10 protein-coding genes are annotated in these 10,453 nt (G+C 69.4%); 3 read left to right on the forward strand and 7 right to left on the reverse strand.

Annotated features, from left to right (window positions below):
• On the reverse strand, positions 1-1,186 hold a 1,186-nt coding region (locus U9979_RS04535; protein WP_322778388.1), incomplete at its 3' end, for a right-handed parallel beta-helix repeat-containing protein.
• A gap of 550 nt (positions 1,187-1,736) precedes the next feature.
• On the opposite strand from U9979_RS04535, the gene U9979_RS04540 reads away from it, so the two are divergent.
• Both U9979_RS04540 and U9979_RS04545 read left to right on the forward strand, forming a co-directional pair.
• Positions 1,737-2,231: an MOSC domain-containing protein gene (locus U9979_RS04540; RefSeq protein ID WP_322749303.1), complete on the forward strand. Its 495-nt coding sequence runs from the start codon at positions 1,737-1,739 to the stop codon at positions 2,229-2,231.
• Positions 2,232-2,369: 138 nt separating this feature from the next.
• The gene (locus U9979_RS04545) at positions 2,370-3,560 is read left to right on the forward strand and encodes a serine hydrolase domain-containing protein (RefSeq protein WP_322778389.1); all 1,191 of its coding nucleotides are present in this window, start codon (positions 2,370-2,372) and stop codon (positions 3,558-3,560) included.
• Positions 3,561-3,578: 18 nt separating this feature from the next.
• On the opposite strand, the gene U9979_RS04550 is transcribed toward U9979_RS04545, so the two are convergent.
• From U9979_RS04550 to U9979_RS04575, 6 genes are read right to left on the reverse strand one after another with little or no spacing between them, the layout of a single operon-like run.
• Positions 3,579-4,364 (reverse strand): SDR family NAD(P)-dependent oxidoreductase, encoded by a 786-nt coding sequence (locus U9979_RS04550; RefSeq protein ID WP_322778390.1) that lies wholly within the window; start codon positions 4,362-4,364, stop codon positions 3,579-3,581.
• Positions 4,365-4,394: 30 nt separating this feature from the next.
• The gene (fabG, locus tag U9979_RS04555) at positions 4,395-5,120 is read right to left on the reverse strand and encodes a 3-oxoacyl-ACP reductase FabG (RefSeq protein WP_322778391.1); all 726 of its coding nucleotides are present in this window, start codon (positions 5,118-5,120) and stop codon (positions 4,395-4,397) included.
• A gap of 46 nt (positions 5,121-5,166) precedes the next feature.
• Positions 5,167-6,633, reverse strand: a complete 1,467-nt coding sequence (locus U9979_RS04560) for a 4-hydroxyphenylacetate 3-hydroxylase N-terminal domain-containing protein (RefSeq protein ID WP_322778392.1) — start codon at positions 6,631-6,633, stop codon at positions 5,167-5,169.
• Positions 6,634-6,641: 8 nt separating this feature from the next.
• A complete protein-coding gene (locus U9979_RS04565) occupies positions 6,642-7,655 on the reverse strand; it encodes a transketolase family protein (RefSeq protein ID WP_322778393.1) in 1,014 nt (337 codons plus the stop codon).
• On the reverse strand, positions 7,652-8,581 hold the full coding sequence (locus tag U9979_RS04570; protein WP_322778394.1) for a transketolase: 930 nt from the start codon (positions 8,579-8,581) through the stop codon (positions 7,652-7,654). The genes U9979_RS04565 and U9979_RS04570 overlap by 4 nt, the downstream gene beginning before the upstream one ends.
• Positions 8,578-9,810, reverse strand: coding sequence for an acyl-CoA dehydrogenase family protein (locus U9979_RS04575; RefSeq protein WP_322778395.1), 1,233 nt, complete (start codon positions 9,808-9,810; stop codon positions 8,578-8,580). Before U9979_RS04575 ends, U9979_RS04570 begins: the two co-directional genes overlap by 4 nt.
• 180 nt (positions 9,811-9,990) lie before the next feature.
• Between U9979_RS04575 and U9979_RS04580 the strand changes: the two genes are divergently transcribed.
• Positions 9,991-10,453, forward strand: a 463-nt coding sequence (locus tag U9979_RS04580; RefSeq protein WP_322778396.1) for a TetR/AcrR family transcriptional regulator, incomplete at its 3' end; no start/stop codon positions are given.

Below are 10,453 nucleotides of genomic sequence, written 5' to 3' on the forward strand. Positions count from 1 at the left end.
TGACGTTGGGCAGGGCGTTGCCGGTGATCTCGTTGTCCTCGAACAGCCCCGCACCGTTATCATAGACATACACGCCACTAACCTTGGAGTTGGTGATGCGGTTGCCGCGGACCGTCGGGTTCCCCCCCGACGTCACGGCGACGTTGGGCAGGGTATTGCCGGTGATCTCGTTGTCCTCGAACAGCCCCGCACCATTCTCGGAGACGAACACTCCAGAACCGGACGTGTGGTGGATACGGCAGCCGCGGACGCGAGGATCAGCACCGCCGTGGACGGCCACCCCGATACCACTCCCGCTGATATCGCACCCATCCAGAACGAGGCGACCCGCACCGACGTCGACCACCGCCTGCTCTCGTGACCGCCCGGTCGCCCGCAACGTCAACCCCCGCACCGAACCGTTCGACGCGCTAAACACCACCACACTTCCCTCACCCGCCACAATCGTGATCTCCTCAGCCGGCCCGTCCCCCACCACTTCCACCGGCTTATCCAGCACAATCGGCCCCTCATACAGAGCGGGACGCACCAGAATCCGATCACCAGGCTGCGCAGCGTGGACCGCCTCGATCACCGACGTAAAATCCCCCCGATACAACGCATCGACCACATGCACCCGAGTCGGACGACCAGCCACCGCATCGGCCAGAACACCACCGCCAGCCGTCCCGGCAAACCCCGGCCCGATCACCGGCGAACCCGACTCGAGCGCATCCCGAATCCTGATCGCCAAGTCGGCCATCGTCCGCCGGCACACCGGATCCGTCAGGTTCTCAAACCGCAGTTCCCGCCAGTCGGCGTACTGCCGGGCGGCCAGCGCGGCCAGCAGCGCGTCGCCCGCGGCCCGACCCGGCACGTCCAGCGCCGGCACATCGATCCAATACACCGGTAAGATCAAATCGTTGCGGCCGAGCCGCCGTTCCCGGTCGACGAACCAGGCCAACTCCCGCCGGCACTGCGCACTGGCCAGAAAAGCCGGGCTCACGATCGGCACGAAAAACGTGACCGCATCCAGAGAACTGTCGATCCGGTCCTTCCACGCCTGCCCCCACCCAATGTCAGCCCGGTCCTGGAAGATCTGCAACTCGCGGAGTCCGGTCTGCGCCCGCAGCTCACCCTCCAGCCGCTGACGGAACCTCGTAATCAGACCACCGTCATGCTCGTCATCCGCATGCGCATAACTCAAAAAAGCCGCCGGGTCACCATCCGACCGACCTACCACCCGCGCACCCCCGATAGCCCTCCATCCGACAGCCCATTTTGCACCCTGTATACCCGAGCAGACCCGGGGCTTCGCCCCAGACCCCGGCCCTACACCGGCGGGTAGGACGGGCGAGGGTCGCAGGATGAACAGGTCCGAGCCGGGCGGGGCAGGTCGACGTGTGGACGGTCGGAGGGGTCTGCCATCAACAGGCCGCTGAAATGCGACCCGGGAGGACCGGACCGGCGGCTGTTTGGGATTGTGTCCATGGGTCTCTCCACTCCTGTCTGTGCAGGGTTGGGGATCAAGACCCGGGGTTGGTGTTGGTGCACCGACCCCGGGTCGTTGCCGTTGTGGCGTTCGATCGGGAACCGCCTGCCGGAAGATCCATTACGGCGAGACGGTGAGATCAACGAGGAACGGCACGCCCGTGACCTGCGAGACCCACGAAGTGGGGCGATATCCGACCAAGAGGCGATCGTGGCCGACTTCCGAGGTATCTCGGCTACACCCGCGGACTGTAGTGTGACTGGTCATGGCGGACGCTGACGCGACGGGGACGGTCCGGGGGCGCCTGGTCGGCATCTACGTGACGCCGCAACGGGGCGCCGCAATGCAGTCACCCGGCAACGTGTTCGCGGTGGAGGGGAAAGGGCTGGACGGCGACCGGTACGCGGCTGGCACCGGCACCTTCTCCGGACACGACGGTCCAGGACGGCAGGTCACGCTGATCGAACGCGAGGCGGTCGCCGCCGCCGTCGCAGACACCGGCGTCCAGTTGGCCGAACATGAGACCCGGCGAAACCTGGTCACCGCAGGCGTCACACTGCTCGATCTTGTCGATAGGACCTTCCGTATCGGCGACGTCGTCCTGTGCGGCGTCCGATCATGCCCGCCATGCGCCTACCTCGACCAACGCACCCGCCCGGGTGTGCGCAACGCCCTCGAGGACCGAGGCGGCCTGCGCGCCGACATCGTGCGCGGCGGTGCACTGACCGTCGGCGATGAGATCGTCATTCTGCCGGGCTGAACACAGCTCCGTTGGCCGACACAGCTCCGCTGACCGATCGCCGGAACGCGGACACGAGCGTTCAGCCTCACCATAAAACATAAGCTAAGCGCTCTAGGTCAGATGATTAACAACGAGCTCGTGGAGGGCCGGTAGCCCATGTGTGCTGACCGAAGGGAGCGTGGGACAACAGTCAGCGGGTCCAGCTCGCCGGTCGCTCTGCTCGCCGACCCGGTGGATGTCGGTCTTGACCCCCGCCGGCTCGCCCTGTTGACCGAACGCGTCCGGATAGAGGTCGAAGGCGGGCCGTTACCGTCGGCGCAGATCGCACTGGCTCGGGCCGGTCGCCTGGTGCTGTTCGAGACCTACGGGGACGCGACGCCGCAGACCCGCTATGTCCTGCAGTCTGCGAGCCGCCCGATCGTCGCCTCGATCGTCTGGAAGCTGATGGGGGAAGGACTTCTCGCCGCGGGTGAGAGGGTCGCGGACATCATTCCCGAGTTCGGGACCAACGGCAAAGACGTCGTGACGGTGGAACAGGTGCTGACCCACACCGCCGGGTTCCCCCTTGCGCCACTGGGATGGCCCCAGATGCTCGACCGCGGTCAACGGCTCGCCGCCATGTCGAAGTGGCGGCTGACGTTCGAGCCCGGCAGCCGGTTGGAGTTCCACCTGACGTCGGCGGCGTGGGTGATCGCGGAGATCGTCGAACGGCGCACCGGCTCCACCCTGGCGCAGTACCTACGGGAAGAGATCGCCGAGCCGCTGGGGCTGTCGCTGGAGCTCGGGGTACCCCAGGAGCGCCACGCCGACGACGTCGCCCCCTTCGTCAGCATCGATCCGCCGGACACCGGCGCGACCGTCGACCCGTGGGGTCCCTGGTACCTGTCGAAGCCCGAGATCCTGGCCGCCGGCGAGCCGAGTCACTCGCTGGTCGGGACGGCACGCGACGTCGCGCTGCACTACCAGTCCCTGTTCCACTCCGGACGGTGGACGCCGACGGCCGTCACCGACGGGATCCGCCCTCGGTTGACGATGCACCCGCAGGGCTACAGCGCCCAGCCGAACCCGGTGACGATGGGGCTGTTCGTGGTCGTCGCCGGCACACTGCCCGGCGCCTACCTACCGGCCACCGGTTCCGCCGAGACATTCGGGCATGGCGGTGCGCCCTGCCAGGTGTCGTTCATGGACCCGGTCAGCCAGGTCTCCTTTGCCTTCCTGACGAACGGCTACCCACTCTCCGGATACGACGAGTCGCCCCGCGGGGTGGCCCGCCGGACGAACATCGCCAATCTGGCCGCCGACGTCCTCGCGGACGCGTCCGCGGACGCCGTCGCGGACCGACCGTGACGGCGGCGGCCAGAGTGATCACGGTACGAGCCGCAGGACATCGGGGACCTTGAACGCCGTCCAGCCCCGGTCGCAGGTGAGCACCGCACCGGTGAGGCTGCGGGAGGCGTCGCCGGCGAGGAAGACGACGATGTCGGCGATCTCCTCGGCGGTCTGGAGCCCGGTGGCGTGGCCGGCGGCGAAGGCCGTCCGGACCTTGTCGTTGCGCAGCAGAGGTGCGTTGATCGGCGTGTCGACGTAGCCCGGGCTGATCGCGTTGACCCGGATGTTGCGCGCGCCGCAGCCGACCGCCATGGACCGGGTCAGCGTGGCAACCCCGCCCTTGGACGCGGCGTAGCCGTCGAGGAGTCCGTTGGGCAGGTGGGCCATGGACGAGGCGGTGTTGATGATCGAACCGCCCCCGGATGCCTGCATGGGGCCGATCGCGTAGTGGCAGCAGTAGAACGTGCCGGACAGGTTGACGCGGATGACCCGGTCCCACACCTCGGGCTCGATGTCGGCGACGAACCCGTCCTGCCTCCCGAGCGCGATTCCGGCGCTGTTGTAGAGGATGTGCAGCGCCCCGTAGGCGTCGACGGCCCGGCGCACCAGGGCCGCGCAGTCGTCCGCCACGCCGACATCAGCCCGGATCGAGCAACTCTGGCCGCCGGCCGCGACGATCAGATCCGCGGTGTGCGCGGCGGACGCCGGGTCGATGTCGGCGGCTACGACCCGCGCGCCCGCAGCGGCGAGGGCGACGGCCGCGGCCCGCCCGAGCCCCGACCCGGCCCCGGTGACGATCGCGACCCGGTCATCGAGATGCATATCCGTCCTCCCGTTCACGTGTACGCCCGTTCACATGCTCATGCCGCCGTCGACCGGCAGCAGCGCGCCGGTGATGAAGCCGGACAGGTCGTCGAGAAGGAAACGCACGGCATGGGCGATCTCCTCGGGTCGGCCCACGCGCCGCGCCGGGATGAGCCGCAGCAGTTTGTCGTTCACCTCGTCCGGGGTGGCCGCTGCCATGTCGGTCCGCGTCGGGCCGGGCAGCACGCAGTTGGCGGTCACGCCCCTGCGGCTGGTCTCCCGAGCGATCGACTTGGTGAACGCGATCACCCCGCCTTTCGCCGCGGCGTAGTTCGCCTGCCAGGTCGAGCCCATCGTCCCGGCGATCGAGCCGACGTTGACGATCCGGCCGAAGCCGCGCTCGAGCATCGTGGGCAGCACCGCCCGGGTGAGGTAGAAGACGCCGGACAGCGAGACCCGCACGACCGCGTCCCACTGCTCGACCGTCATCTCGTGTGCCGGGGCGTCGCTGCTGATGGCCGCGTTGTTCACCAGGTAGTCGACCGGGCCGTGCGCGGCGACGACGTCGCAGGCAAGCCGCGCGCAGTCGGCCGGCGAGCCGATGTCGCCGCGATGCAGCGACACGGACATGCCCGCGTTGCTGACCTGGTCCAGAAACTCCTTCGCGCGGCCGTCGTCGTGGACGTAGACCGCGGCGACGTGGATGCCGTCGCGCGCAAGCCGCTCGGTGATCGCCGCGCCGATGCCGCGGGTGCCGCCGGTGACCAGGGCCACCCGGCGCTGGCCGGCTGGCCGGGTGCCGGTCGCCTGCGTCGCAGACTCAGCCATGGCCGTCCGGGTAGCTCGCCGGCTCGGCCCCGTCGAGGAGCCCGCCGGCCCGCCGGGCCAGGTCCTTGGCGGCCTCGATGTCGTAGTGTTTGCGGGTCACGGTGCGTTGCGCGAACAGTCCGCCGCCGGACTGCAGCCAGGAGACCAGTTCCCGGCCGCCGAGCGCGTCGGCGGTGACGTCGCGGATCAGATGGAACAGCCGCATCCGGTAGTAGCCGTCGACGCCGGGCATGGTCCGCAGGTACTTGTCGATATAGGGCCGTAGCTGCGGGTTGTCGTAGTCGGCCATGGAGGGGGCCGTCGCCACGGCGCCCCCGGCGATGTCGTGCAGGTTGCGAACCATGACCGGGTAGTGCGCCGCGGCGTGGTACTTGGCGGCGTTCGCATACAGCTCGTTGGGCGCGATCATGCCGTCCTCGGTGTGGGTCGCGCCGGCGATGGACGCCTCCAGCCCGGCGCGCACCAGGGTGGCGTAGATGACCATCTCCGCAATCTTGTCCTTGATGTGCGGGATCCGGTCGACGCCGTTCGCCTCGGCGACGAGCTGGGCCATCCCGACCAGCAGGTCACCGAGGCGCGCCATGTCGGCCACCCCGTTGATCCGTTCCCACAGCCCGAGCGAGTGGGCGACCACCGCGGACTCCTCGACCTCGCCGTCGAGGAAGACACGCTCGTACGGCACATGCACGTGATCGAAGATCACTATTGAGTCCGGGTCGGTATGTCGGCCGGACACCGGGTGTGACCGCCCGTCGCTGCCCCGGGGGTGCGGGCTGGTGGCGATCTGGGTGACGCCCGGGGAGTTCACCGGCACCGCGCACGCCACCGCGTACTGCTCCTCGCCCGGCTTCATCCGCTTGGTGGGCATGACGACGAGCTCGTGCACCAGCGGGCCCATCGTGATGTGGAACTTCGCCCCGTTGATCACGATGCCGTCGGCGTCGCGGTCGACGACCCGCAGATAAAGGTCGGGGTCGTCCTGTTTGCCGGGCGGCAGCGACCGGTCGCCCTTGGCGTCGGTGATGACCTCGGCGAACCGTACGTCGCGGCGCCGGCAGTCCTCGAAATAGTGCAGTATCCGTTCCCGGTAGGCCGGGTTCGCCATGGCCAGTCGCGGCGCCGCAGTCAGCAACGCGAGGACCGCGGAGGTCAGGGCGACCGTCACGTCGGATTCCTGGACAAGATCGAGCCTGGCCCGCAGGTCCTCGACCGTCCGCGGGATCTGGTAGATCGGGTTTACGCCGTCCGGGTACCCCGACCGGATGCGGTCGTAGCCGGTGGCCACCCAGCGTGCGGCGTTGCCAAGCCCCGGGTCGGCGGTGACGTCAGGCAGCAGGACACCGTCGAGCGCCACCCGGCGCCCGTCTCGCAGCGAGTCGAGGTACTGCTCGCCGGTCATCATGGTTCCACGATCACCTTTCGCTGGCTGGTCGGTTCCGGTGCGCATCGCCGCCTTCATCGCAGACCTCATCGCTTCAGCAGCTCGCGCATCCGCGCGGCCACCGTCGTCGGGTCCAGGCCGTAGTGCCGGTAGAGGTGGGTCGGGGGGGCGACGAGCGCGTAGTCGTCGGGCAACCCGTGTACGGCAAATGCGGGCGCGAGCCCGTGGCGGGCGAGGACGTCGCCGACAGCGGCCCCAAGGCCGCCGACGACGTTGTGTTCCTCGACGGTGAGCAGGTGCCCCGTCTGCTCGGCTGCGGCGACGACCGCCTCCTCGTCGAACGGTTTGAGGTAGACGGCATCGAGGACACCGACGTCGATGCCGTCCGCGGCGAGCAGACCGGCAGCGGCGAGCGAGATCTGTACGCCGAGGCCGGTCGCGATCATTGTCGCGTCCGTACCCTCGCGCACCGTGGCGAAGCGGCCGGGAGCCAGCGCCGGCACCACGTCGTAGACCGGCTTCTCCCGGCCGCGGCCGAGCCGGATGTACACCGGCCCGTCCTGGTCGAGGGTCCCGCGCAGTATCGCGCGGGTCGCGTTCGCGTCGCAGGGCGCCACCACGGTCAGGTGGGCGATCGCGCGGGTGAGGGCGATGTCCTCGACGGCGTGATGAGAGGTGCCGTAGAAGCCCATCGCGATGCCGGCGTGGTGAGCGAGCACCCGGACGGGCATCCGGGGGTAGGCAAGGTCGGTACGAAGGTGCTCGGCGCACAGCAGGCTGGCGAACGACGCGAACGTCGACACGTACGGCCGGAAACCGCAGGCGGCCATGCCCGCGGCGACACCCATCATGTTCTGCTCGGCGATACCGAGATCGAAGTGGCGGTGCGGGTGGCGGCGGGCGAAGTCGCCGGTGCGGTTGGACGTCATCAGGTCTGCGGTCAGCAGGACGATCTCCGGCCGGTCGTCGGCCAGGTCGGCGAGCTCCTCCCCCATCACGAACGCGTCGAGCTGACCGTCGCTGGTCGCGATGTTCCAGCTCGTCGGGTCGAGCGGCACGGTCATGGGGTAGCGTTCCTCTCGATCATCCGGGCGGCTCATGCCAGCCGCTCCCGGATCTCCCGCTCGGCGCGTTCTCGGTCGGCCGGCCCGAGGAAGCCCAGGTGCCACTCCTCGGCCGACTCCATGAACGACACGCCCTTGCCCTTGATGGTGCGGGCGACCACGCAGGTCGGCTGATCGTAAGTAGGCGGTGGCAACGTCACGAACGCAGTCATCAACGCCTCGACGTCGTGACCGTCCAGTTCCACCGTGCGCCAGCCGAACGCGGCGAACCGGCCGGCGATCGGCTCCACGTTCATGACCTGCGAGGTGGGGCCGTCCAGGCACGAGCCGTTGGCATCGACGACCGCGACGAGGTTGCCGAGCCGGAAGTGGGAGGCGGCCATCATCGCCTCGTACACCTGACCTTCGTGCAGCTCGCCGTCGCCCAGCACGACGTAGGTGCGGTAGCTGTGTCCGGACAGGCGGGCGGCGAGCGCCATCCCGAGGCCGACCGACAGGTTGTGACCGATGGAGCCGGAACTGAAGTCGACCCCCGGTACCTTCGTCATGTCCGGGTGGTCCCCGAGCGGGCTACCGAGCCGGGTATAGGAGTCGAGCCATTCGGTCGGGAAGAAGCCGAGGTCGGCCAGGCACGGGTAGAGACCGACCGCGGCGTGGCCCTTGCCGAGCAGCAACCTGTCCCGGTCCGGCCAGGCCGGGTCCGCCGGGACGAGGCGGAGCACCCGGTAGTAGAGGACGGCGAACAGCTCGGCCGCGGAGAACGTGCTGCTGTAGTGGCCGCTGCCGGCGATGCCGACGAGCCTGATCGTCTCCAGCCGGATCCACTCCGCGCGACGGCGCAGCTCCGTCGCGGTCACCTCGCGATCACGCTGGAGCACCCCGAGGGTACCGGGTGTGGCGGTCGTGGCGGCGGTGGTGGCGATGGAGGGTGCGCTCGGCCGCGCGGCGGCCGGCGTTGTCACCGCGGCCCCCGGGGCAGTCCCAGCACCCGTTCGGCGAGGGTGTTGCGTTGGATCTCGTCCGTGCCGCCGGCGATCCGCAGCAACGGCGCTCCACACACCCACCGCGCCCAGGCGAACGTCCCCCACTCGCCGTTGTCGGCGGTGACCGCCGGTCCCAGCAGGTCCGCGGCCAGTTCGCCGATCCGCCGAGCCTGTTGTGAGTACAACAGCTTCATCACCGATCCTTCCGGTCCGGGCGGCCGGCCGGCCGCGAGGGCGGCCTCCTGGCGCAGCCCCAGGTAGCGCAGCAACCGCTCATGGAGGTGGACGTCGGCGAGCCGTTGCCGTAGCAGCGGGTCGCCGGCACGGCCCAGCTGGCGGGCCAGCGCCGTGACGCGATGGACGGGGTCCATGGCCGGTGAGGTCGCGCCGCCGCCGACGGCGGCCCGTTCGCTCATCAGCGTGGTGATCGTGGCCTGCCAGCCCTGGCCGACCGCCCCGACCCGGTGGCGGTCGGGGATCCGCACCTCGTCCAGGAAGATCTCATTGAAGTGGGCCTCACCGGTCATCATCCGCAGCGGCCTGACCTGCACGCCGGGACTGTCCATGTCGACGAGGAACATCGTCAGTCCGGCGTGCCTGGAGGCATCCGGATCCGTGCGGGCCAGGAGCTGCCCGACGTGGGCGAGGTGGGCGTAGGAACTCCACACCTTCTGGCCGGTGACGACCCACTCGTCGCCGTCGCGCACCGCGCGGGTGTGCAGCCCGGCGAGGTCGGAGCCGGCGTCGGGTTCGGACAGCAGCTGGCAGCAGACGAGGTCGCCACGGAAGACGCCGCGCAGGTACCGGGCCTTCACCTCGGCGCTGCCGTGTGCGATCACCGCGGGCGCCACGAGCGCGGTGCCGCTGGCGATGATGTTCTGGTTCGGCACCTCATACCCGGACTCCAGACCGCGGTAGACGTCGTCGAGGACCGGGTTGCGGCCGCCGCCGCCGTACTCCACCGGGCCGCCGAGCCAACCGAACCCGGCGTCGAAGACCGTCGCCCGCCACGCCTGCGCCGCGGTGAGATCGCGCTGCTCGGCGTCGGCGTCGGCGTGCACCTCCAGCACGGCGATGTCGTCCGGGCCCTCACCCCACCCCAGCTGGCCGAGGCGCTCGGGCCGGCGCTTGGCGTGCCGGTCCAGGAAGGCTGTGGCCAGGGCGACGAACTGCCCGATCTCGTCGTCGCCCGGCGCCACTTCTGTCATCTCGCTGCCTCCTGGACGCCCCGGCCGCCGCCACGGACTGCGGGAACGTGGTCGGGCGACTGACTCGTATCGTGGACCTGGACGTGCAGGTCAAACAACCGTTAGATTGGTCTGGCACAGGCGGTCCGTCAAGCGGCACATTCGTCGAAGAAGGTGATCTGCCCGATGGGACATGGCCGGGTGAGCGACGCAGCCGGGCAGTCGCACGGCCCGGGGACGGGCGCTGGTGTCCCTCGGCTGTCCGCGCGACCGCCGAAGGCCGTGGTGGGCGAGTCCCGCTGGCACGAAATCCTTGATGTAGCCGCCCATGTGTTCTACGAGAAGGGCTACGAGGCGACCACGATCCAGGACATCGCGTCCCGGGTCGGCCTGCTCAAGGGCAGCCTCTACTACTACATCGACACCAAGGAGGACCTCCTCTACGCCATCGCCGAGCACGTCCACGCCGACGGCCTGCGCTACCTGACCGAGGATGAGACGCTCATGCGCGCGGATGCGGTGACGCGGCTGTCACGGTTCGTCGAGCGGTGGATGGCCCGACTGGCCACCAACATCCGGTACTCCGCCGTCGTCGAACGGGAGTTCCGTAGCCTGCGTCCCGAACGCGTCCAAACGCTGATCGACCAGCGCGACGCCTACGACC

It is taken from the genome of Protofrankia sp. Cas4, from assembly GCF_963555915.1.
In the GTDB taxonomy this organism is placed as follows: domain Bacteria; phylum Actinomycetota; class Actinomycetes; order Frankiales; family Frankiaceae; genus Protofrankia.

Coding starts and splice junctions, on each gene's coding strand:
- U9979_RS04540 (WP_322749303.1), top strand. CDS start 1,737: ATGGCGGACGCTGACGCGACGGGGACGGTCCGGGGGCGCCTGGTCGGC.
- U9979_RS04545 (WP_322778389.1), top strand. CDS start 2,370: ATGTGTGCTGACCGAAGGGAGCGTGGGACAACAGTCAGCGGGTCCAGC.
- U9979_RS04550 (WP_322778390.1), bottom strand. CDS start 4,364: ATGCATCTCGATGACCGGGTCGCGATCGTCACCGGGGCCGGGTCGGGG.
- U9979_RS04560 (WP_322778392.1), bottom strand. CDS start 6,633: ATGAAGGCGGCGATGCGCACCGGAACCGACCAGCCAGCGAAAGGTGAT.
- U9979_RS04565 (WP_322778393.1), bottom strand. CDS start 7,655: ATGAGCCGCCCGGATGATCGAGAGGAACGCTACCCCATGACCGTGCCG.
- U9979_RS04575 (WP_322778395.1), bottom strand. CDS start 9,810: ATGACAGAAGTGGCGCCGGGCGACGACGAGATCGGGCAGTTCGTCGCC.